Raw genomic sequence first — 23,285 nt, 5'->3', positions numbered from 1 at the left:
GACGTCACTGTGACCAGACCTATATATCCAAAAAACTTTTACGGTTTAAAGTAGTGGGGTTCACGCCCGAATCAGGGTGGTTCCTGGCACCTGATACCAAAAAATACTTGATTCTAGAAAAATTTAGGTCTATTATAAAAAAATAAATTTTATACAAATTCAAAATAGTATAAAATTTATCAAATCGCTTAGAAGGAGATCTTGCATAATGGTTAAGGCAGATTTGCAACACATAAGTTTGAAAGAAGTATATCAAGAGGCTATCGAATGGAGGCGTTATTTACATGCCCATCCGGAACTGTCCTTTCACGAAGTAAACACAGCTAAGTTTGTTTATGAAACCTTAAAGGCATTTGGGGGCATTGATGTTACTCGACCGACCAAGACAAGTGTGTTAGGGGTGTTAAAAGGCTCCTTACCTGGGAAAACCATCGCCATTCGGGCCGATATGGATGCACTGCCAATCGAAGAAAATAGCGGGGTGCCTTACTCCTCCCAAACGCCTGGTGTTATGCATGCTTGTGGACATGACGGTCATACAGCTATTCTCTTGGGGGCAGCCAAAATCTTATCACAATGTAAGGATGATATCGCTGGAGAAATACGTTTTATCTTTCAACACGCGGAAGAACTTTATCCCGGAGGTGCAGAGGAACTTGTCCAACATGGGGTGATGAATGGGGTAGATGTCGTAATTGGAACGCATTTATGGTCTCCACTTGAAATCGGGAAAATCGGCATCGTGTATGGACCGATGATGGCAGCTCCTGACACCTTTCAAATTTTTGTAAATGGCAAAGGCGGACACGCTGCAATGCCACAGGATACCGTGGACAGTATTGCGATTGCCAGTCAGGTTGTGACAAATCTGCAACATATTGTTTCAAGAAATATTGATCCTTTAAAGCCTGTTGTGATTTCTGTGGCGAAGTTTGTTGGTGGAACAACCCATAATGTGATCCCGGGATCTGTTGAAATCATGGGGACTGTACGAAGCTTCGATCCAGAAGTCCGCAAAGAAATTCCAAAGCATATGGAGAGAATTGTAAAAGGGATAACAAGTGCCCATGACGCGGATTATGCGTTTCGTTATGAATTCGGGTATCGTGCCGTTATTAATCATGAGGAAATCACAAAAGTAATGGAAGACACCGCGATTGAAGTGTATGGAAAAGAGGATGTAGTGCGAATGGATCCAACCATGGTGGGCGAAGATTTCTCCGCATATCAGCAAGCAGCAAAAGGCTGTTTCTTTTATATAGGTGCCGGAAATAAAGAACAGGGAATCATCTATCCACATCATCATGAACAATTTATGATTGATGAACGCTCCATTGAAAAAGGGATAAATCTATTTGTGCATGCAGTATTTAACTTTCTTTCTCAGTAATAGACAGGAGGGATCTCATGAATGCAGTAAAACTCTTGGCGCTTGTGCCTATCATTGGAATTTTTGTCGGAGCGATTTTCTTTAATCGGGTAACCCCCATCGTTCTCGGAATGCCGTTTTTATTATTTTGGTTAGTAATGTGTACTGTCCTCTCCTCCCCTATTATGTGGATCGTGTTCAAATTCGACCCCAAACGTAAGGAGGATGAATTACTATGAATATTGCCTTAATCATTATCTTTATTGTTCTGGTCCTCGCTATTCTATTAGGAATCCAAGCGAAAAAGGGAAAAGACATGGACCTAGAGCAATGGTCTGTTGGTGGACGAGGATTCGGTACCATTTTTGTCTTCTTATTAATGGCAGGTGAAATTTATACCACATTTACCTTTTTAGGAGGAAGTGGCTGGGCATATGGAAAAGGTGGACCAACCTATTACATCATTTCCTATAGTGCAGTAGCCTATATTATGTCCTATTTCCTTTTGCCAAGAATTTGGAAATATGCAAAGAAACATGATCTCATTTCTCAATCCGACTTTTTCGTACAAAAATATAACAGTCCCTACTTAGGCGTTTTCGTTTCATTAATTGGTGTAGTCGGAATGGTCCCTTATTTTATCACGCAATTAAAGGGCCTTGGGCTCATTGTTTCTCAGGCTTCTTATGGGAGTATTTCCCCTACATTAGCCATCTGGATTGGTGCCATAGCCGTTACAATCTATGTTATGGTCTCAGGGATTCACGGATCAGCTTGGACAGCCGTGGTGAAAGATATATTAATACTTGTTGTCGTCGTGTTTCTGGGAATTTATTTACCTATTCATTATTACGGTGGACTCGGGTCTATGTTTGAAGCGATCCATGCCAAGGATGCCAATTTCCTAGCATTGCCTGCTACAGGACAAAGCCCATCTTGGTTTATTTCAACCGTGTTACTGACCGCTTTTGGTTTTTATATGTGGCCACATACGTTTGGCTCCACCTATACGGCAAAAAATGCGAACACCTTTCGCAGAAATGCAATCATTATGCCTTTGTATTCCTTAGTTTTACTTTTTGTCTTTTTTGTGGGATTCGCCGCGATATTACAGGTTCCAGGACTAACAGGAAGCGATACCGACCTTGCCCTATTAAAAATCTCCATTGCGACCTTTGATCCATGGATTATTGGAATTATCGGGGCTGCCGGAGTTTTAACGGCATTAGTTCCAGGTTCATTGATTCTTATGTCATCGGCTACCCTTTTATCAAAGAATATCTTTAAGGTAATAAAACCGACAGCTACCGAGAAGCAAATTGAAAAAATAGCAAAATACATGGTACCCGTGGTTGCCTTAGTAACCGTGTATTATACGATTAACGGAGGGGAAACGATAGTGGCCTTACTGTTAATGGGATACAGCCTAGTTACCCAGCTCTTTCCAGCATTACTCTTTAGTCTAATGAAAAATAATTTTGTTACGAAATACGGTGCATTTGCTGGAATGGCAACTGGTGTCGCAACGGTAGCCTATGTAACTATAGCGAATAAATCCGTGGGAACTTTGCTTCCATTCTTACCACAAGTCATTAAAGATCTAAATGTCGGGATTGTAGCTTTGATTATCAATCTCTTCTTCTTAGTAATTGTAAGCATCCTGACTCGTTCCGTGACCGTATCCAAGCAGTCAACCGTACATTTAGAATAGTATTTTGGTGGTGCCAGGCACCCAATGCTTTATCAATGGGGACGATAGATGCCTGATACCAAATGTAATCATTAAGAGCCAACCGAACAAAAGCAATTAAAAAGCAAAAAGGAATGGACCCAGTTTCTAATCCATTCCTTTCCATTTTTTCCCGTTATTCACTCTTAATTCTGGGACGAAGATCCTGTCCCCGTATCCTTAGAAAGCAAATACGCGACTAAAATATATCGTTTTGGTGCTTGGCCAATAAAGTTAAAAGGATAGCAGGTTGTTACTGTTAAGGTTGCAGTTGGTCTTGGGACGATGACGGTCCGGTCATTCTGGTCTACTATTCTCACTTTATTCACTTTGTAGGTGAATTTACCGGCTGCTGTCCGGACAATGAGCAAATCTCCCTTGCCTACCTCGCCTAACTTTCTGAATACGGTATCCCGGTGACCGGCAAGTACGGAGTTATCTTTTTCCCCTGGGAGTACGCTGCCGGCATAATGTCCGACTCCCTTCGCTAGTTCATTTTCATCTGCACCCTCGAAAATGGGCAGAGTCGCATCTAGTTTTGGGATATATAACTCTCCGAAATTTTCGCCTTGCTTTGGTCGTTCAGGATATAGTACTTGTGTTGTTTGATGCAATTTCTTACCGCTCGTTTCAACTTTTTTAGACGGAGCTGCGTAAGCCTTGTTCATCTTATATAAAGCATAACCTCTAACAAATGTAAAAAGATTCGATGTTGAAAAAGCAACACCTAGAATGATTAAAAGGATGGAAACAAAAAGAACTATTTTTGTTTTTCTCTTTTTCATTTTAAGCAGCCTTTCGATAATAACGGATTCCAAATAGACCTGCTAACACAATAATAAGACCGATAAGTACATTCAGAACATAGTTTCCAGCAGTATTTGGCAGCTGACCGCCTTTTACTGTTTTTACAACAGGCTTCTGTACTGCTACTTTTTCTACTTTCTTTGCAGCGGTATCAATATTTTTTCCGATTTGTTTCACGGTTCCTGAATCGACCATGTCACCCGTAATAATAAGATCCGCCAGTAGATTGCCGTCTAAATCATAAATATTTGCCTTTAGTTTTGCGTTTACAAGGTTCTCCATTTTCAATAAATCTAATAATGATAGAGGTGTTTCCTTATTTCCCTTTACAAGAGAAAAATCGACCTTTAATTCTAACATGGAGAATAACTCATCATATATGGATAAAACTTCTTGAACATCTTTTGCTGTTAATTCATTAATGGTAGTAAATTGACTAAATGCTTCCATTCTTTGCGCAAGATTTTCCAACTTACTAACAGCCTCTGGTGTGGATAGCTTGTCACTTATTTTCATAAAATGATTTTTTAAATTTGTAATCTCTTGATCTGTTAAGCCAAATTCATCCTGGAATATTGGTAAAAGTTCCTTAATCATATCTTCATCGATTCCGGAATCCGAACCGTCATCAGGATTTAAATAAAAGTACACTGCTTCATCAAGATCATCAACGAACACATAATCATTGAGGTCTTCTCCATTTTCTTTCAATAGAGCTTTTAATTCATCTAACGTTATATCGTTTTCTTTTAAAATATCTGTTAGATTACTATAATCGGCTTTTATGACATCACCTAAAAATGATTTCAACCCATCTTCTCCATCCATGGTGTCAAAATCTGCTATTTCTTCATCATAGTTACTAAGGGATCTCTCTATATCTTCCTTTGTAACAGGCATGCCACGTGTTGCACTGATTTCCTTCAAGTAAGCATCCAAATCCGTATCAAAACTGGCAGACTGTGCAGCAAACGAAATGTTTGGCGCAACCGCTAACATTAATACGATAACAAATAAAACTTTCAACATTTTCCCCATTTTAACGTTTCCCCTCATTTATATAATTTTGCATAACTAGGTAATTATAATCTATGGATGAAATAAATGGTATGAGTAAATTTATCCAGAATCTGTTTCAATTATTGTCATTTTCAGATTCCTACTTTTTCCGTTTATATGAACAGTGATTTAAAAAACAACTTTGGAGTGGTAAAGGTAAAAGCAGAAAAAGTATCATATAGATAGACTTATATAGCGTCTACTCTATATGATACTTTTCACTAACTAACATGAAGCATTTAATTTCCCGTTACATTATCCTTCAACATCTTCGTAACTTTTGCCTTCTCCTTATCTGGAACGACTAAATAATAGATATTATTAATCATCTGACCTGTTCCCTTTACTTCATACTCAGAAATATTATTTCGGCAGTTACGATAGTTTTTTTGAATATTCATCATATCCTCAAAGGTCATATTGGTTTTTACATTTTTGCCAAGTGCATTAAGTATATCGTCAAAGCGAGTTACTGACTTGATACTAGCGGCTTTGTCAATGACTCCCGTGATGATTTTGCGTTGACGCTCGTTTCGCCCGAAGTCGCCATTTGGATCTTGATGACGCATTCGAACATATGCCAAAGCTTTTTTTCCATTTAACGGAACAGCACCCTTTTGAAAATGATATCCCGCTTCCGTAAAATCGATATTGTTTTGAACCGTTATCCCATCGACTGCATCTACTAAAGCAATTAATGCTTCCATATTTACTCGAATATAATAATTCAAAGGAATACCTGTAAACTTCTCTACCGTTTCCATGGACATCTTTGGTCCGCCAAAAGCATATGCATGATTAATTTTATCCACCGTTCCATGACCGACAATTTCTGTTCTTGTGTCACGAGGAATACTTACCATTTGCATTGAATTTTTTTCAGGATTAAGCGTCATTACAATGGTAGTGTCAGAACGGCCGACATCTCCTTTTCGTTCATCAACACCTAATAGTAAAATAGAGATAGGTTGTGCATTCTCTTTAGTCATGACTGGTTTTTTATGTGGAGCATCTAATTTTACGGGTTCATGTATTTTAATAGCAGTTTCTTTTACAGAATGATAGAGATAAAAAGCATAGCTTCCAATAGCAATCACTAAAACACCTATAATACTCAAAATTGTAATTAGTATCTTCTTTTTCATTGTTCTCTCACCTATGCCAATAGAATGAAAAACATAGAATGGATCAATGGTCATAAAACAAACTTGTGGTTTATCCTTATTTTATTTCAGCTAATAAGTGAATAGTCCTGTTACGGAAGGAAAAATAATTCCAACCCTATTTGGGATGGGGAGATTTTGAAATGAAGGATCATGCGGGCGATCCAATTGTATGGTGGCTTTCACACTGTCCATTGCAGCGCCTGACCAAAAAGAAAAAGAGACACAAGCGTGTCCCTATTGCCCTTAATTTTTCTTATAATATACTTGCAGTTGATCAAAATAAAGGGTGCCTTTATTTTTCAATTCCTGATGCGGTTGTGCTACATAGATTTGTTTGATTTTAATTGGCAACGGCATATTTTGAGGAATGTCAGCCTGTACAAATTTCCAGCCTTTCCAACTTAGTCCTTTATCTTTTGTAAAATCAACCGTATAACTTTTTCCATTGCCATCTACTAATTGCGTTCTTAGCCAATGGCTATTTCCGTCTCCATATACGTACAATCCGAGGTGATCAGGTCTGCTTGTAAAAACGAAATCCTTCTTGGCATTCAAATAGGCTGCAGCGGTGCCTGTTGTACTTGTTGTGAAATCATAGTTCAACTTCAATGCGGCTTTCCCATTATGAACTGGCTCGCCTTTTCCAGTAGCTTTAATGCTGGCAGTTGCTCTGATGGCAGAGGGTGTCCAATTAGCTGTAGTATCAAAGGTGTCTATTACATCCTGGCTAGGGCCAATTTTGACGGAAACAGTGGCTTTTATTTTTCCATAGGTTGCTGTAATGGTACCTGTACCTTTTGTCCCAGTTACAGTAAACTGGCCATCCTTTGAGACGGTGCCTATCTTTCCTGACACGGACCATTTAACGGAATTTGGACTAATGACAACTGTTCTGCCCTTACTGTCATAGCCTTTCAAAGAAAGCTTAACGCTATCCCCATTGCGGACTAACAGGTTACTCTGTGATATTTGTATTTTTGCCAGCTTGTCCACTACTTCAATTGGCAACGTTGCAGATGCTTGATTATATTGAACCTTTACCGTGCCTTTTCCTGTTTTCGTTGCTGTAAAAGTATTACCATTTCCTGTACCTAGATTACTGCTAAGTTTTAAATTCTTCACTGAGGCTTGGAGCGGATTATAATATTGATCCATCACGTAATCTATTAATACCTTCATCGACGATCCTTTTAAAAGAACGGCATTCGTTGATTTATGTACCTTTAGAGTTTTCGCTTCACCCACTGGAGCCGTTGAAATAGCCATTAATGTCGTAGCTACGGATCTTTCAAAACCATCGGATGGTAAGTTTGCTAATTTAACAGCATTATCTCCAGGATTTCTTACTGCCATTGCAGTCGAACCGCCGCCATCCATATTTAATGCTCGATAAGCGCCGATGCTTACTAAATACTGCGCGAACTCCGTTAAATTCATTCCGGTGCTATATCCTGGCTTCCCTCCATCGATCGTGACAAAGAAGACATTTTGTCCTGTTTTATCAATCGCAACTGCAGTGCGAGCTGCTCGTGCTCTTGCTTTTTCACTTTTTGGATCCATGGATAATGATACCTTACCATTATCTACAAGCATTGGTCCGCTTCCTAATATAAAGGAGGAATCTTTCCAAATATCATCAATATCTACGGACAGGGAAATACTATCACCGAGTTGAATCCCCTTTAATGCTGCTTTGCTCTTTCCCGTTGCCGACAATACAAAGCCGCCTTCCGGAATCTTCGTATTTGTCTCATCCCCATAGTCCCGTATCTGTGTTACCTCTCCCGTTACGGTAGAACCAAAGGTAAGATCGGGATATGCATCTAAGTTTTGTACGACAACTTCAATCCCCTTCGCACTTGTATTCGTATAAGCACTCGGATTTTCTTCTGTATAGAGAATGAGCTGATCTGTGGCTCTTGCTTTATTAGAGGCGGTAATTGGATAAGATACTCCATTATGGTCAAAATGAAGGTCTAAGTTATAGTGATCGATAATCCCTTTCCCATCCTTAAGTCCAAATGCAATCGGCTCATTTGCGTATTCCGTTTTTCCGATTGGCAGTTTCCCTGCGTTTACGAGTTGATTATTATTTGCTATTAAATAAACTGGCAAACCAGTTGGCCCGAAAAAGGAACCATTAACCGCCCCCACAACTTGATGCCCAGGTTTGGAGTTCGATAATGCCCTAGTCGTAACCTTTGATAATTTATTGAGAGGATTCGGAATCCCAACCTCTATATTCGTATATGGATCTTTCAAATTCACCTTCATGACTCTAGCAGCCTGCTTGCTGGTTGAGGTACTGATTCTATTATCCTGATAGGTTACACCCGCAGATACCTTAAATTGCTGATTCACAGTAGTCGCCGCGCTCGCAGGCTTTGACCATGAAAATACGGATGCAGTCAGCAAAACAACCAGTAGCACTCTCACGCTTTTTACCATTCGACCTCTCATTACAAAAATTTACCTCCACTCTTAAATAATGACAATCTACTACTATTATAGACTCATTATTTAGGTAAACCAAGGAAAGATTAGTAGAATTAATGAAATGTAGGAATATTTTTCTAAAATGTGGAGTTGCTAAAAAGAGTGTAAAAATGATTGTTATGAAGTGAGATTTTTATTTTTCCTTGACGAAATTAAGAATGAAAATTCAATAGAAATGGATAGCGCTACTTGTTAATAAGAAAGTTTTGTCTAACTGTGCTGCATACGATTAAGAGAATTAAAGTAAACTACCCTTTGAAACAAAATCGACCCCATAATTATCATTTTGAGGTCGATTATAAAAAATATGAAATTGGGTAATAGTAATTCAGAGGAAATATCTCGTGTGGTTTAAACTGAAGTTTAGTTCATTCCCATTGTATTTTGAATTCTGCGGGTATCTTTTCTATTGTTCCAGACGTCTTCTTTTAACATTTCAATGCTTGTCTCATGGCTTTCCAATTGTTCTTTCACTTCGCCAAAATCCTTCGCACTCTGAAGCTTCATCTCATTTAATTCTGCCTTAAGTGATTCTTGTCCAGTTTTAAGCGCACTTAACATCCTTGTATGCTCTTTTAAGGTCTCACCTTGGATTTTAAACATTTCACTATGGCTTTTTAGAATTACACTATGTTCTTTTAACATTTCACTGTGTTCTTTTAATATTCCACTGTGTTCCTTTAACATTTCACTATGACTTTCTAATATCTCACTATGAGAATCAAGCTTATCATTTATTTGCTGCAGTGCGGCTAGTATTTGTTTTTCGACGTTTGTTTCCATTTTTCTCACCTCCTTTTCTATCATTTTACAACGATGATAACCATATTACCATATGCACATTTTGAATGAACTGTTAAAGATAGGTGTACTTCTTTCTGCTATCGTTAAACTGTTATAGATTTGCTCTGGGTAACTAATATAAATCTCAGGCGCGGCCCTATCCATATTCATTATCGAAATAGTTTTCGTTTAAATGCTATGGTTTATAGCTTCGCTGTAAATGTATAGGCACCATTTTCTTTGATCAAAAAGTATGCCTGTGAACCAATAACTCTTGGTCCACGGAAGTACTATCCGTTTAATTGCATCGTTACCTGTTGCCATAATCATAGTGAAAATATCTTGACCCAATATAGATACTGGAATAAGTTACCTTATATTAAAATTTGAAATATTGTGCTAGTATATTTTCATTAGAAAAATAAGGGGAGATTAGGATTGAAGATTACACAGACAACGGTAGGGGTTATGTTTGAATTTTGGTGGCTAATTTTAGCTGTTTTCGGGTGGGCCACACTCATTATTCTGTGGAGAAGAGCAGCTAAAAAAGAGCGTTAAATTTATGTGAATCTATTAAAATGGCCTTTCCTGTAAAATGAGAAAGGCCCCTTGCGATATTGCAAAAAACGATCTAACTGGCCTATCAATTCTTTAATTTGGTGAAAAGCAGTTTTCGTAGTTTAATAGCTGAGGTTTTAATGAGGTTAACTTAATTGTCTTTTAATATTTCCGATTTCTCGTTCATTACGCGCAGTTTTCTCCCAAATGAAGTCCTGATCATTTTCAAGGGATTTGAAACGGTCTAGTATTTCTTTATGCCGCTCTTCTTGTTTGATATCTAAATTCTCTATTTGCGATTTCATACTTTTCAAATCTGCCTTCATTTCTTGTTGATCTATCTTGATACTTTGAAAATCAGCATTCATCTCATGCTGATCTGTCTTCATGATTTGAATTTCTGCCTTCATTTCTTGTTGAGTAGACTGGATAGATCCTACCATTCTGATTAATTGTGATAACATATTCTCGATTTTTTCACCGTTCATTTTTTCTCACCTCCTGTCATTTATTATATAACAAAGATTTATTAGTAGTAATCTCTACTATGATATTTATTAGAAATTGTCATCCATAAGCAGAAATGGAACAAATAAAAGATTTTTATTTTTCCTAATCATCTGTATTTGTTTCATTATCATTTTCCATATTATTGAAATAATTATGTACGTTGCTACTTTGATAAAAGAAAAAATTAACCATAAAACATGAATCAAAAATACATTACTGACGTCTACTATAAAAAGGGGGAAATCAGATGATAAAAATGTGGCTTGTCCTGTTATTACTGCTAACACTATCCGGCTGTTCAGCACCTCATGCTGTTATAGAATGGGTGGATTTCATTAAATGGGATGGCAAAATGTATGATGGAATAGGTACAGGGGTTTTAGCCGATGAAAAATATCTCGGTAAAAAGGTCGGGGAAGTCAAATTTAAAGTATCTGATAATGTAAATGATCCTTATTATAAAATGAAAGACGGAGATGCTGCTTTTCATCAAAAAGGCACACCGATATACGCAATTAAAGGCAATCCACAATTCTTAGCTGTAAAGGATTCTGATATGGTGCATGGATATCATATGTACTCTGTACAAACGAAAAATGATTCCAGCTGGCATTTCAAAGATATGCCTCTAGATAAAGTGAATCGTATTGAAATTTATGAAAGATATACTTCGAATGGTACAAAAAGTATAAACGAAATAAAAGACCACAGAAAAATTCAGCAGTTTCTTTCTATTTTAAAAAATAGCAGAGAACAGTCAAATTATAATCCAAATACGGAAAAAGGGGATCCCATTTTCTACGAAATGGTTTTCTACACGGATGAACCAATTGCTTATAAGTTTTGGTTACAATATGATAGGGTTCATTATTTCTGGGCTCCTTGGGATACCAACGTTTTGTCTAATGAAATAGGAAAGTTTATTATGGATTAGCGAAACACAAAGGTTGAGACTACAGGTTTTCGCAAACGATACCTTTTTTATAGCATTTATAAATACATTAAAGTAGACGAACCCAATGAAACCTATTGCTCTGTTGTTAGAAAAAGACAATAGAGCCACCCTCATGTTTGCTCAAAAAAATCCCCCACCTTGGCGACCATTAAGACAACACCGAAATGAGGGAATTTTCTTTTTTAAAACTCTTTTACTCGGAACTTTTTAATATGACTTTACTTTTTTTGCTTTACCAATATTACCTGCCCTATCCTTCGCATAAACCATATAGATGGTGCCTCTTTTTTGCTTTTTCGTTTTCACTTTAAAATTACCTTTGCGATCGGCTTTGGTGCTTCCTATTTGTTTTGAGTTGACTTTCACGATAACAGTGGAATAAGCTTCTGCTTTTCCGGTAAGATAGATGCTTTTACTAGATACTCGATTCACCATCGGTGCGGGAGGTGGCGTCTTATCTAATGCTACTTTCTTAACAGACTTGCTTATATTTCCTGCCTTATCCTTCGCTTTCGCCGTAAAGATTGTACCAGGAGCAGGCTTTGATATTTTTTGTTTAAAATGGCCAGCCTTATCGGCTACAGCAGTGGCGAAATATTTGGATTGTTTATATAGTAAAACACTTGCCCTTGCTTCCGTATTACCTGTGATGTAAGTGGATTCACTGGTCACATTGTTGATTACCGGTGTTTCAGGAGGTGTTTTATCCTCTACCGTCATAATCGTCGGCTTACTTTCAGCTCCCGATGCCCGGTCGATAACAGTGAAGTAAATCTTAATACCTGGAAGCTGTTTACCGATATGGGCTTTGAATGTACCATCTGCTTTTACAAAAATTGTTGTGTTATCTAGTAAATGATAATTGGGATCATCCGTTTTGAGATGAATTTCCGTATTGGGCTCCGCTTTTCCTGTGACGTATAGAGTTTGATCTGAAATAGGATCTATGGTTGGTTGGGCTGGCGGTGTCAATCTCGAAACGGGAATTTTACTAACATCGCTTGATACCCCGTCCCTCGAAACAGACCATAATTCAATCTCCTTTACTCCTTTTAAGTTTGGTAGTTCAATCGCAAAAAAGGGACTCTTCGTTAATGATTGTATTCCTACTATCTTTCCATTGATCCCTACCTTTATGGTATCACCGATATTTCCGCGTCCTTGCAACTGTTTCGATTGATCAGTAACATTGTGGTAAGGAGACACAGGATAAGGTTTATATATATCACTTGATACATCCATATCAAAGGAAAGGGATAGATATGGGCTTTTCGAACCCAATATAGAATACGTAATCTTGGCAGTTCCTTGCTTCTTCGCATATAAATTAACGCCATCAACGACTTCCACTACAGATGGGTCAGACGATGTGACAATAAGGTCATCGGGATTCAACGTTTTCGTCCAAAGTCCTGCCTCCTCAACATAGTCTGGTTCACTCCCCTCTCCAATTCTCATGGTATATGGTTTAGGTGGGATTAAAGTATATTGTGCACCTTGACTAAATGCTTTCGGATTTTCCCGATTAGTATCATCAATAAAATTATAGCTAGACTCCACAGCAGTGAGAGCAGGAAGCAATGCTAGATCCTTTACAGAAAAAACATAATTTGTTCCGATATCTAAATGTGCTAGATTAGGAAAAAGATTTGCGTGTACACCTAATGTATTCACATCAATAATTTTGTTTTCAAAAAGATTGATGTCTTTCAGCTGCGAAAACGGAGTATCCGTATTCACCAAATTCGAAAGATCTTTAATTTCATTTTGGCTTAAGTCTAACGATTGTAATGACGGAAATAGACTTGAGAATCTTTCAGCACCTGCTATCGTTTTGAGTTTATCGGCATAAAGTGAAAGATTCGTCAATTTCGTTAATGGACTGGTTACTTCATGGAATAACGGTTCTGGTAGATTCGTCCGTTTTATTGTCAACTGTTCAAGGTTTGGCGTATCGTTCATAAAGTTATAACCGTCCAAGGAAATACCAAATAAAGAAAGTTTCCTTAGATTTGGCATCTTCAGCCACTCGTTTTTTATGCTTAAAGGTTTAGAAGTAATGAGCACCAAGGATTCTAAATTTTTTAAGGCCGAAAGAAATCCTATATTCTCCTTTACTTCATTGATCCCTAACCCTTTCAACTGTGGAGCATTCATTAACAAATCATAATTTGAAATCCCCGTATTTTCTAAATCTACATATTGCAGCTGAGGCATTTTCTCAATCCCTAACAAAGAGTTTATTCTCCCCCCGCTAAGGGTTACTTTTTGAAGACCTTTTATTTGGTATAAAGTCTGAAAAGGCTGCTTTACGCTGGTATCAAGATATAGCTCCTGAAGATTTTTTAATGATAAAAGAGGAGTCAGATCATCCGCTTTTATGGACTCCAAATGAAGTGACTCAAGAGTTTTGAACCCTGATATTGGTGAAAGATCAATCGACTGATTTCCGTCTGGCATAGAATCGACAAACACTAGCTTTTTGATAGGCAAATTCGCCAGCTGCTGTAGACCCTCAAGAGATTGATAGAAATACCTAGCATGGTAATCACCTAAAGTCATTACACCCTCGTTTTTTACCAGGCAGGAAGAAATCCTTTGGTAAGTAACCGTCCGATCCGATAATCGATCACACGATTTAACATAATCTAATAAACTATTCTGCAGAGCAGGATCCTTTACCGTAATGGTTTCCGACCCATCTGTCGTGTCGATCGCATACGTTGAATATGGATATAACAGAAGAATGCAAACGAGAAAAAGTATAGAATAACGAAATTTTGTATGTATGTTAAACCCCTCCCAAAAATAAATAGCACTATTATCATAATATATAAATACATGGAAATAACATGGCAAAATACGGGAATTTCCTCCTATTCCTCTGCAACAAGCAGGACTATTCATCAAAAAACAACTACCGGATATCACACTCAAAACGTATGAGGGGGGAGAAAATAAGAATCGTACGAAATTTTGCCTGTATTATTGTAATGAATATTTCCGGAAATCCCGGTGTTTTGAACACCGATTTTAGTCTATAAAATCCCCTCTAATTGATATCTCCTTGCTTTTCCTTCACCAGAACCTGGCAAATGCAGCGATTTTATAATACTGGACATAACCATCCTGGAATCAAGTTGGAGAAAGTTTTGAAGATCACGTTTGGTGGATGTGGTATTGACGAGGAGTGCGTAATCTCTCAAGGTATCTAAATGAGCCGTTTTGGAGGTATAGGAACACGCTGCACACACCCAATTTCCGGTAACTCTTTTCATCGGCATGGTGAAGCATCTTGGGCAATGAACGCCAGTTAATATTTCACTTACATCAATATTGAAATTTTTCAATGCATCGTACTCTTCAGGGGTATGTTTCTTAATGAGAAGCTTGGACAATTTTGTTATTTCTTTTTTCGATAAAATTTCTTTTTTGTACCTTTGCTCAAAATGTTGGAATTCAAATACAAGTTTGGCACTGCGTATGATCCATTGGTATTCTTTGAAATGACCAATGGTCTCTACAATCGTAGATGGATTGCTGATGGTAATTAACGGGAGGATTGGAATTTCCGGAAATTTGTAGTGTTTTAGCATTTCTCTCAGTTGCAGTTTATGCCGCTTTACTTGAATAATTGGATCTTCGTATGCTCTTTTTTTGTCGCCATATAGTTGTATTAACTGCTGCAATTGGTGGTCGAATATGAGGGTTCCTTTGTGGCTTTTCACTTCTATCATTGCGATGAATGAGGAGGTAATGATGAATGTGTCGATTTGAAAATGATGGTTTTGGTTGTTTCGTAGTCTCAAGGTATGCAAAATATGATACTTTTTATCATCTAAAAAACTCAAGTGATAATCTATAGACTCTTCCCCCTTGTACCCTGATCTTCTTCTGGCCAATTTATTAAGAATATCCGGCATTTTCGGATGAAAATGAGGGATTCTTCTTTGCAAAGCCTCTAATTTTTTTATTTGTATGGGAAAATCTCGCTCTTTTACAATCATTTATTCAACTCCTTTAGTGTGATATTGACTAAATTCTACTAAAATATTGAAATTCCTTCTTAAACTGGATGAAATTATTGGGGAACTGCATCACTTTGGCGAGCAACTGCATGGGTTCAGGTGTGAACTGCATCACTTTTTGGATCAACTGCATATAAAGTTATTACCAAATGGGTAATATTAGAAAACATAAAATGAAGAAAAACAAAGTAAAGTTATACGACGAGCGTTGTCATTTCTGTTACACCGATTCAAGTAGTTGGCAGTCTTCAGAACAAATATTTTTATAAAGGTCAATTAATGCACTTAATCTTAATTTTTCATTTGTTCGAAAATAAAAAACTGACCCAAAAGTCATCCTCCAACGACTTTTTGAATCAGCCTATTATCTCATTCGACTATACTTATAGAGATACTTCTTTCATAACCTGTTCTATGGGACATCTGTACTAAAGGGCTCATCCAGAATTTTAATAAATTTGAAGCTTCTTCCCCTACCATACTTCAATATTTTATTTATACAAACAGGATTAAATAATCTTAACTATATTTCCATTGATTATGAAATTATCACCAAGATTAATAGTATCAACAGCAACAGTTTTATTCGTACTTAGTAGAGATGGATCACCAGAAAGATGTTCATTTTCTATTATATACACTCTTCCATCGTTCGCTGTTACTTTTATTACTGCTTTTGTAGGTACATCGATGATAGATTCTTGCCATTTTCCATAATTCCATGAATCATCTGAACCATCGAATGTTCCATTAATATTAAATGGCGTTGATAAGGATTGTGCTTCTTTGTATTGTGTCAATACATCTTTACTTGTATTGGTTGCTAATAATGTATCGTTCTTATACAAACTCACTTCTACAGAAGTAATATCACTTGCTTTTGTTGTACCTTGTAAGCCAAATCCAACAGTGTATCCATTCACTCCTGATGACTGCATCACTCCAAAGTCTTCTGGTTGTACAAAATTTAGTGCTTCCTCACCTGTTTTTGTGTAAATAGATGATGGATTACCTGTTAAGTGTTCATTTTCTATAATGTATACTTTTCCATCCTGCGCTGTTACTTTTATTACGGCTTTTGTCGGTACATCGCTGATAGATCCTTGCCATTCCCCATAATTCCATGAATCATCCGATCCAGCAAATGTTCCATCCACATCAAATGGTGTTGATAAGGATTTTGCTTCTGGGTATTGTGTCAATACCTCTTTACTTGTATTGGTTGCTAATAGTCTTTCTCCCTTATACAAGCTTACCTCTATGGATGTAATATCTTTTGCTTGTGTCGTGCCTTGTAAGGCAAACCCTACATTGTATCCATTTACTCCTGATAACTGCATCACACCAAAGTCTTCTGGTTGTACAAATCTTTCTGCTTCCTCACCTGTTACAATTGTTACTGGTGGCGTCACTGGAGGTGTTACTGGTGGAGTTACCGGCGGAGTCACTGGTGGATTCTTTGACACCTCTACTCCTGTTGTTTTATTAATCGTACCTTTATTTTCAATCGTTATCGTACCAGTTACACTACTATCCTTCGTTACTTCTTTAACAGTTGTGTTTTCTCCCACTGTAATATTCGCATTTGCATTTCGTACATTAACTGTTGTATTGGATAAATCACCATTTAGGGTAATGTTTTGGCCTGGTTTGCTAGCTGCAAGATTCACAGATTGAACATTTGCACCAGTTGATGCTGATAGTGTTGCAGCAGTATTTACATTGATTTCTTTTACTGTCGTATCCTTATCAACATTTACCTTCGAACCTTCGCCAGTTACTGACACGCTAGATTCAGAGAAATCACCTTTAAGATTTGTACCTTCGGACTTTGCAGTTCCTTTTGCAGCTAATAATACAGTACCATATGTTCCTTTTTCCTGAGATTCAAGATTAATTTGACCCGAAGCTCCGGCATTTTCCGTTACAACAACTGAATTGATTCTCGTTCCATTACCAGCAATAATGTTTGCACCATTTACGTCCGTTACTTTTAACTGTTCAGCTGTGACATTTTCTTGATGCAAGCTGTGGTCTGCAACGTCTTCGACAACAATAGTTCCACCAACACCCTTTATCCTGTTTACTTTTACGTTTTCAAGGTAAACAGTTCCAGCGCCTGTTTTGTCGCCTTTTATGATGATGTCTCCATTTACCACTGCATTGGCTAGCTTAATATATTTGTCTTTTCCTGCAACAAGCACGATCGGACCATTGTACGTTTTTATTTGATCATTTTGACTTCCTACTAATGTGGGTTTGTCTGAATATTCCGAATTCGAAATATAGACGAATGAATGAAAGCTTGCTTTTTGATTTGTATATGTTTTAGATAACCCAGCATATAGCTTTGATTTAGTGTTTAATTTTCCAGACTTCTTGGCATCAGCAAATAGTTGATCAAGTTTATTCGTGTATTCAATGGACTTGTCTGCATCTTTTGCCTTTAATGCTTTATCAAGAAGTGTTTCATAGTTTTTAATGGAGATTGCTAGATTAGCAGTATCTGCAACTTTATTAGCAGATGTTACATAATTTTCTGTCAAACCATTGCGCATTGATTTTTCATAGACCTTTTTAATAGCATCTTGGTTCTTTTTCAATGCCGCTGCTAAATCCTTATATTCTTTCGAAGTTGTGGAATCTACTAACCCTTTATCTAATCTTGCCTTTAAAGATTTTGTTTTAGTAGCAACGTCTTTACCCGCTTTTACTGCAGATATGTATGCACGAGCGTGATCATAATGCGATTTTACATTCTTTGTAAGTCTTTCCTCTAATGCTTTTTTCTCTTTACTTTTAAGTTTGTTAACAGCTTTTTGAGCAGTTTTTAAAGCGCTTTCTGTTTGAACAAAGAGTGCCATGTTAGGATAATCAAATGCTGTTTTCTTTGTTTGAATTCTGTGTTGGTAAGAAATATCTAGCCTCAGAGATTTTGCCAATCCTTCAGCCTTTTGTACTAGTTGACTAGGGCTTAGTGAAGCAGCTTGGTCATGTGCTGGATTCACTGTTGCCACAACACCTATTACGGAGGCGGTAGATAGCATTAGTAGTTTACTAGTATTGCATTTTTTCTTTTTCGACATTAAACAACAACCCTCTTCCCAAATGTAAAATTTTCATCAATTTACTACATTTTCCATATAAAGTTTATTACATTATAGGTAAATAAGTCTAGTTAAATATCCAATATTTTAAAAATATTCACAAAAATAGTCCTATTAATATTTTTAAAGCTTTACTCGAACTCTTTAAATCTACTAACTAAGCTTTTTAAATTACTTATGGAAACTAGAAATCCTTTTTGTTGACTACCATGGGAATCTAAAAGCTTTCGAGAAGTGGCAGTCACCTTTAACCTGGCACCAATTTTTATAACAGACCTACGTCAAAGGCTAATTGGAAGGATTCAAGCGATTCCAATATTAGCTGTGATCACTAATCTTGGATAATTCACATAATCATCCGAATGTACAAATCGAGTAGGAGGGGGTGACTAACCCCCGACCTCTCACACCACCGTACGTACCGTTCGGTATACGGCGGTTCACTTAAGTATGACGCAAATGGTTGTATCTATCTAACAGACTTTTAAGCTTTTGATTTCTCCAAAACTTTAGATTTAGTGTTGTGTGTAAGATAGGACTATTCGAAATGCGCCAATATTTCTTACGAGAATTTCCCCATTCATGGGCCTTCTCTCTTGGAACGCCAAGGGATATGAGCCTTTTAATTTTTGTTTTGGGTAGTTTCCATTGTTTCCAAAGGCACATTCGGAGTCTTCTTCGAATATGTTCATCCAGTTGTTTAAAGGGAGTTGGCGTGTCTGCCAGCGCAAAATATCCGCACCAACCAACAAGGTATTCATTTAGTTTCTCAATACGCAATTCCAATGGAATGGGTTTTGACCTTGATGTTAGTTCTTTTATTCTACTTTTAGCTCTCTTTATACTTTCTTTTGCGATACGGATTTTTGGATTACGGTTTGATGTGAAGCTGAATCCAAGAAACTTTCGTTTCCACGGTCTGTCCACCGCACTTTTCTCTTCATTTACTTTTAGTTTAAGCTTCTTTTCAATGAAAGTAGTGATAGAACTCTTGACGCGTAAACCTGCCTTCTTGGTTTTTACGTAAATATTACAATCATCTGCGTAGCGGACAAATTTGTGTCCTCTTTCCTCTAGTTCCTTATCTAATTCATCTAACATGATATTGGAAAGTAGTGGACTTAATGGTCCACCCTGAGGAACACCTTCTTCGCTGATAGTTTCCACACCGTTTATCATAATCCCCGACTCTAAGTATTTTCTAATTAACTTTAGAATCGTCTTATCCTTGACTCTTTTTGCTAGGAGTCCCATAAGCATATCGTGATTTACCTTGTCGAAGAACTTTTCTAAGTCCATATCTATTACCCATCTGTAGCCCTCTTCTATATATTGCCTTGCTTCCCTAACGGCATCATGTGCCCTTCTTCTGGGTCTAAACCCATAGCTATGTTCGGAAAAGGTTGGGTCATAGATTGGGGTTAATATTTGGGCAATCGCTTGTTGGACAAAACGGTCTGTCACGGTAGGAATACCTAATAAACGAACGCCGCCATTTGGTTTCGGGATTTCGACTCGTCTGACTGGCATAGGCTCATAGGTTCCGTCCTTTATTGAATTTCGGATTTCTTGCCAATTTTGTAGAATATGCGCTCGTAGGGATTTTACAGGCATTTCATCTACTCCATGGCTACCCTTATTCTTTTCGACACGTTTCAATGCCGAAAGTAGATTGTCCCGTGACAGTATTCGTTCCATCATTTCGATACATCCTTTCACGTGAATATACGTGCTATTTGTGCCATTGTTTATTCCACCCTCTTAAAGTCCCCTGTGGAATTCACCACTTCCTCCTTTAAGTAAGTCCAATTGGATTGTCTGTATCATCATAAACAATGAACGCCTAGTGTATATTCTCCTTAAATGTTCAGTCCTTCCCTAACCATCTTAAGCTAGTCAGGTACTATGACCTCTGCTGACTTCTGGCTGTTCAATTACCCTTCACAAAGTAAGTTACCGAGTGTGCTCGGCATTTCAGCCAGACCTCCCCAGGTAAGAGTACAGTCTTTCTCCCCATCTATCTGCTTCATTTACTCTGTATCATCTTTGGCAGAAAGGACTTCGTTTTGTTTGGCAAACTCATCCAATGATACCTAGCCTTATATGAAGTTCGTGTCCCTCAGACCGGAGATTTGCCGCCCGCTTCCTTCAGATTCTGCGTCACCACAGACACCCTTGCGTTTAGCTACTGCTACTTCTGCCTTCACAGTTCGGGACTTTCACCCTATAGACTGCACCCATGCTGGGCGCACCAAAAAAAGAACCTACTTTTTGAGTAAGTTCTTTTTTGTTGTACATAAATTAGGAATGGTCGTGCAGTGGCCGTTGACTACAATTTATTAATTGTTACTTTTATTTTTAAGTCCTTCACAGAACATCTTTATTTTTAATGCTCTCTCTTGACGCATCTTTGAAAAGTTGACGGAATATATGTTTGTCCCACTAATACTTGAATAAATCTTGTTTTTGGTAATGTATTTAGAAAGTAGGATACTGTGATACTCAAGGCATTAATAGAATTTCCTTAAGCAGAATTGTTTACCTTTCATCAAGTTGCAAAGCTACTCATTTCCCTTCTTGGTAAACATTCAATGTCAAAAATAGGATGAATTGTATACGATTTCACTATAGTATTGCACGTTATTATAATTAATGAGATATAGGGAGCCCTAGAGAACATAATCGGTTAAAGTAAATATAACTTCCTCTGAAACTTATTGTAATATTATGTCGTATTATTATATACAACAAGATTATTCACCTTAGAAAATTTTATTTCTGAGGGGGTTATTTATGTTTACATCTAATCATTACATGCCCATTATTAGGTGGAGAAGAGGGGAACAAAAGGCTTTAGAGTTACTAGATCCAACATTAAAAGAATCTATGACGCCACTTGTTGAAATTCCACCAATTCCATGGGATTTTGAAAACGAGGCACCAAAAAGAACCATCGATGATCATCTAAAAAATATAGGCATTCAATTGAAGAAATCTTGGAATCACAATGGTCCTGTATTTATAGATGCTTATCAAATATGCATAGAGGACGATGAAGTAATGTCCAATGGCCAGCATCCTTTGGAGTTTATCATTGATGAATTCCAAAATGAAAATATACAAGCTATACCTGTTACAGGAAATCATAGGGGAACAAACTATCAAGCGGCTGTGAGGTCTATCAATCAGAAGTATAGAAACGGATATTGTTTACGGCTGGTGGATGATGACTTGGATGAAATTAATCAAATCATTGATTGGACAGCTAAATTTTTTAATGAAAAGCCAGAAAATGTAGATCTAATTTTGGATTATAAATACATTAATCCTAAGTACGAGTCCCGTATGTTGAGGCTAATTGTTGGTTCAATCTCAGCAATTCCAGACTTAAATAAATGGAGGACCCTTACATTCTGCGGGACTGCTATTCCGGAAAGTCTTGGGGATATTCAAACTGGTACTGATGGTAATATCCCTCGCTCAGAATGGTCAATTTACAAAAAAATCTTAAATACTCACCTAGATCGATATCCTTCATTCGGTGATTATATTATTTCAAATCCTGAGTATACAGAGATTGACCCACGACTTATGCAAATGTCGGCCAATATTAGGTATTCCGTGGACGAGGAATTTTTAATTTTCCGGGGATACTCAGTAAGAAGTAAAAAGTACAATGGATGGGGTCAAGCATTAGGACTATCTCAAAGAATTGTTTCACATAGTAAATACCTTGGGAGAAGTTATTCATTTGGAGATGAATACATTTATAACTGCTCAATTGGAAAAGAAAGTACTGGTAATGCCGAAACATGGAGAAGGGTTGGAACAAATCATCATTTAACGTTAGTCATTAATGAGCTTTCCAACCTTCACGCTGCTTCAACCGTTCATTTATCATAATCTTTAATTCTGTTATATTTATGTTATTAGCTAACCTTTGATATAACAAATAGCGGGGCTTACTCAAAAAACCTTTGTGTAGCCCTTTTTCTTTAAGAATTTCAATCGCTTCATTTCTCCAAAGTAAGTGGCTTAGGCTATCTGGATCAACATTTCTATTGAATTTTCCTTTTCTGATTTCTCTAATGTGAAGCTCGCCTCTATATTTAGTTACGAGCCAAACCCCCCACCATTTAGGAATAATATTTCGAGCTTCATTTAAATGTTGTCGTTGAATTACTATAGTCATTCGGTCAAAAACTCTATTGTAGTCTTCCATTTGGGAAGGCAAACGTTCTAATGTATCACTCTCGCTTTTGATCTCAAAGCCATGCAAAATGCCGTTTATTACGGCAATATCAACTCGGGATTGACCATGTAAAATTCCCATTTCATTCACTATTCTAGTGTCAGAATCAAAAGTATAATAATCATGAAGCTTCTGAATTAATACCTCACGAATATCCTTATCTTTTAATTTTTTCATAGCTTATCACCATCCACATAAATTCAAGAAAACATTATCATAAATACTATTATAAATAAATATACTAAAAATAATGTCATTTGGTTACTATTTAGCAAGAAAACTTTGTAATTTCTACCCCATCTTGGATAACAGTAGTTTTAACGCGTAATTTCCCAACATTGTGATATCTTCCAGAAGTAATTCACATACTATAGGCTGGATAAGTATTTTAATAAATAAAGTAATCGAGTAGGAGGAGGTGACTAACCCCCGACCTCTCACACCACCGTACGTACGGTTCCGTATA

The 23,285-nt window shown here is 37.3% G+C and carries 16 protein-coding genes; 5 read left to right on the top strand and 11 right to left on the bottom strand.

The features are described 5' to 3' along the window. The first annotated feature begins 208 nt into the window (after positions 1-208). The 3 genes from NSQ59_RS04705 to NSQ59_RS04695 are packed head-to-tail and all read left to right on the top strand — an operon-like array spanning position 209 to position 3,080. Entirely contained in the window at positions 209-1,390 is a 1,182-nt protein-coding gene (locus tag NSQ59_RS04705; protein ID WP_340829698.1) for an amidohydrolase, read from the top strand. A 17-nt stretch (positions 1,391-1,407) separates the two neighbouring features. Next, positions 1,408-1,608: a DUF3311 domain-containing protein gene (locus tag NSQ59_RS04700; RefSeq protein ID WP_126649443.1), complete on the top strand. Its 201-nt coding sequence runs from the start codon at positions 1,408-1,410 to the stop codon at positions 1,606-1,608. Then, on the top strand, positions 1,605-3,080 hold the full coding sequence (locus NSQ59_RS04695) for a sodium:solute symporter family protein (protein ID WP_340829696.1): 1,476 nt from the start codon (positions 1,605-1,607) through the stop codon (positions 3,078-3,080). The genes NSQ59_RS04700 and NSQ59_RS04695 overlap by 4 nt, the downstream gene beginning before the upstream one ends. A gap of 164 nt (positions 3,081-3,244) precedes the next feature. Here the strand turns inward: NSQ59_RS04695 and NSQ59_RS04690 are convergent, their stop codons facing one another. The 6 genes from NSQ59_RS04690 to NSQ59_RS04665 all read right to left on the bottom strand — a co-directional run bounded on the left by NSQ59_RS04690 (position 3,245) and on the right by NSQ59_RS04665 (position 10,455). After that, complete coding sequence (locus tag NSQ59_RS04690; RefSeq protein WP_340829694.1) at positions 3,245-3,883, bottom strand: class D sortase; 639 nt, start codon at positions 3,881-3,883, stop codon at positions 3,245-3,247. A gap of 1 nt (position 3,884) precedes the next feature. Then, positions 3,885-4,943 (bottom strand): processed acidic surface protein, encoded by a 1,059-nt coding sequence (locus NSQ59_RS04685; RefSeq protein ID WP_340829692.1) that lies wholly within the window; start codon positions 4,941-4,943, stop codon positions 3,885-3,887. Positions 4,944-5,203: 260 nt separating this feature from the next. Continuing rightward, positions 5,204-6,109, bottom strand: a complete 906-nt coding sequence (locus tag NSQ59_RS04680; protein WP_340829690.1) for an LCP family glycopolymer transferase — start codon at positions 6,107-6,109, stop codon at positions 5,204-5,206. Between the two features lie 264 nt (positions 6,110-6,373). Beyond that, positions 6,374-8,590, bottom strand: a complete 2,217-nt coding sequence (locus NSQ59_RS04675) for a phosphodiester glycosidase family protein (RefSeq protein WP_340829689.1) — start codon at positions 8,588-8,590, stop codon at positions 6,374-6,376. A 399-nt stretch (positions 8,591-8,989) separates the two neighbouring features. After that, positions 8,990-9,409, bottom strand: coding sequence for a hypothetical protein (locus NSQ59_RS04670; protein ID WP_340829687.1), 420 nt, complete (start codon positions 9,407-9,409; stop codon positions 8,990-8,992). A gap of 704 nt (positions 9,410-10,113) precedes the next feature. Beyond that, complete coding sequence (locus NSQ59_RS04665) at positions 10,114-10,455, bottom strand: hypothetical protein (protein ID WP_340829685.1); 342 nt, start codon at positions 10,453-10,455, stop codon at positions 10,114-10,116. 269 nt (positions 10,456-10,724) lie between these two features. On the opposite strand from NSQ59_RS04665, the gene NSQ59_RS04660 reads away from it, so the two are divergent. Then, complete coding sequence (locus NSQ59_RS04660; protein ID WP_340829683.1) at positions 10,725-11,411, top strand: hypothetical protein; 687 nt, start codon at positions 10,725-10,727, stop codon at positions 11,409-11,411. A gap of 228 nt (positions 11,412-11,639) precedes the next feature. Here the strand turns inward: NSQ59_RS04660 and NSQ59_RS04655 are convergent, their stop codons facing one another. The 4 genes from NSQ59_RS04655 to ltrA all read right to left on the bottom strand — a co-directional run bounded on the left by NSQ59_RS04655 (position 11,640) and on the right by ltrA (position 20,268). Further along, on the bottom strand, positions 11,640-13,994 hold the full coding sequence (locus NSQ59_RS04655; protein ID WP_340829680.1) for an Ig-like domain-containing protein: 2,355 nt from the start codon (positions 13,992-13,994) through the stop codon (positions 11,640-11,642). A 476-nt stretch (positions 13,995-14,470) separates the two neighbouring features. Beyond that, the gene (locus tag NSQ59_RS04650) at positions 14,471-15,439 is read right to left on the bottom strand and encodes a nuclease-related domain-containing protein (protein ID WP_340829677.1); all 969 of its coding nucleotides are present in this window, start codon (positions 15,437-15,439) and stop codon (positions 14,471-14,473) included. A gap of 530 nt (positions 15,440-15,969) precedes the next feature. Next, positions 15,970-18,546 (bottom strand): hypothetical protein, encoded by a 2,577-nt coding sequence (locus tag NSQ59_RS04645; RefSeq protein ID WP_340829674.1) that lies wholly within the window; start codon positions 18,544-18,546, stop codon positions 15,970-15,972. A 465-nt stretch (positions 18,547-19,011) separates the two neighbouring features. Beyond that, complete coding sequence (gene ltrA / locus NSQ59_RS04640) at positions 19,012-20,268, bottom strand: group II intron reverse transcriptase/maturase (protein WP_340828527.1); 1,257 nt, start codon at positions 20,266-20,268, stop codon at positions 19,012-19,014. A 1,092-nt stretch (positions 20,269-21,360) separates the two neighbouring features. Between ltrA and NSQ59_RS04635 the strand changes: the two genes are divergently transcribed. Then, the gene (locus NSQ59_RS04635) at positions 21,361-22,470 is read left to right on the top strand and encodes a beta family protein (protein ID WP_340829671.1); all 1,110 of its coding nucleotides are present in this window, start codon (positions 21,361-21,363) and stop codon (positions 22,468-22,470) included. On the opposite strand, the gene NSQ59_RS04630 is transcribed toward NSQ59_RS04635, so the two are convergent. Next, on the bottom strand, positions 22,421-22,996 hold the full coding sequence (locus tag NSQ59_RS04630) for a sce7726 family protein (RefSeq protein ID WP_340829667.1): 576 nt from the start codon (positions 22,994-22,996) through the stop codon (positions 22,421-22,423). The genes NSQ59_RS04635 and NSQ59_RS04630 overlap by 50 nt on opposite strands. Positions 22,997-23,285 lie beyond the last annotated feature (289 nt).

This window comes from Margalitia sp. FSL K6-0131 (assembly GCF_038008735.1).
Classification (GTDB): Bacteria; Bacillota; Bacilli; order Bacillales; family Bacillaceae_C; genus Margalitia; species Margalitia shackletonii.
The sequence above is the reverse complement of the archived record's forward strand: the minus strand, read 5'-3'. Positions and strand labels throughout refer to the sequence as shown.

Excerpts from the sequence above, each read along its gene's own strand:
- NSQ59_RS04705 (WP_340829698.1), top strand. The coding sequence starts at position 209 with ATGGTTAAGGCAGATTTGCAACACATAAGTTTGAAAGAAGTATATCAA.
- NSQ59_RS04700 (WP_126649443.1), top strand. The coding sequence starts at position 1,408 with ATGAATGCAGTAAAACTCTTGGCGCTTGTGCCTATCATTGGAATTTTT.
- NSQ59_RS04695 (WP_340829696.1), top strand. The coding sequence starts at position 1,605 with ATGAATATTGCCTTAATCATTATCTTTATTGTTCTGGTCCTCGCTATT.
- NSQ59_RS04690 (WP_340829694.1), bottom strand. The coding sequence starts at position 3,883 with ATGAAAAAGAGAAAAACAAAAATAGTTCTTTTTGTTTCCATCCTTTTA.
- NSQ59_RS04685 (WP_340829692.1), bottom strand. The coding sequence starts at position 4,943 with ATGGGGAAAATGTTGAAAGTTTTATTTGTTATCGTATTAATGTTAGCG.
- NSQ59_RS04680 (WP_340829690.1), bottom strand. The coding sequence starts at position 6,109 with ATGAAAAAGAAGATACTAATTACAATTTTGAGTATTATAGGTGTTTTA.
- NSQ59_RS04675 (WP_340829689.1), bottom strand. The coding sequence starts at position 8,590 with ATGAGAGGTCGAATGGTAAAAAGCGTGAGAGTGCTACTGGTTGTTTTG.
- NSQ59_RS04670 (WP_340829687.1), bottom strand. The coding sequence starts at position 9,409 with ATGGAAACAAACGTCGAAAAACAAATACTAGCCGCACTGCAGCAAATA.
- NSQ59_RS04665 (WP_340829685.1), bottom strand. The coding sequence starts at position 10,455 with ATGAACGGTGAAAAAATCGAGAATATGTTATCACAATTAATCAGAATG.
- NSQ59_RS04660 (WP_340829683.1), top strand. The coding sequence starts at position 10,725 with ATGATAAAAATGTGGCTTGTCCTGTTATTACTGCTAACACTATCCGGC.
- NSQ59_RS04655 (WP_340829680.1), bottom strand. The coding sequence starts at position 13,994 with ATGACTTTAGGTGATTACCATGCTAGGTATTTCTATCAATCTCTTGAG.
- NSQ59_RS04650 (WP_340829677.1), bottom strand. The coding sequence starts at position 15,439 with ATGATTGTAAAAGAGCGAGATTTTCCCATACAAATAAAAAAATTAGAG.
- NSQ59_RS04645 (WP_340829674.1), bottom strand. The coding sequence starts at position 18,546 with ATGTCGAAAAAGAAAAAATGCAATACTAGTAAACTACTAATGCTATCT.
- ltrA (WP_340828527.1), bottom strand. The coding sequence starts at position 20,268 with ATGATGGAACGAATACTGTCACGGGACAATCTACTTTCGGCATTGAAA.
- NSQ59_RS04635 (WP_340829671.1), top strand. The coding sequence starts at position 21,361 with ATGTTTACATCTAATCATTACATGCCCATTATTAGGTGGAGAAGAGGG.
- NSQ59_RS04630 (WP_340829667.1), bottom strand. The coding sequence starts at position 22,996 with ATGAAAAAATTAAAAGATAAGGATATTCGTGAGGTATTAATTCAGAAG.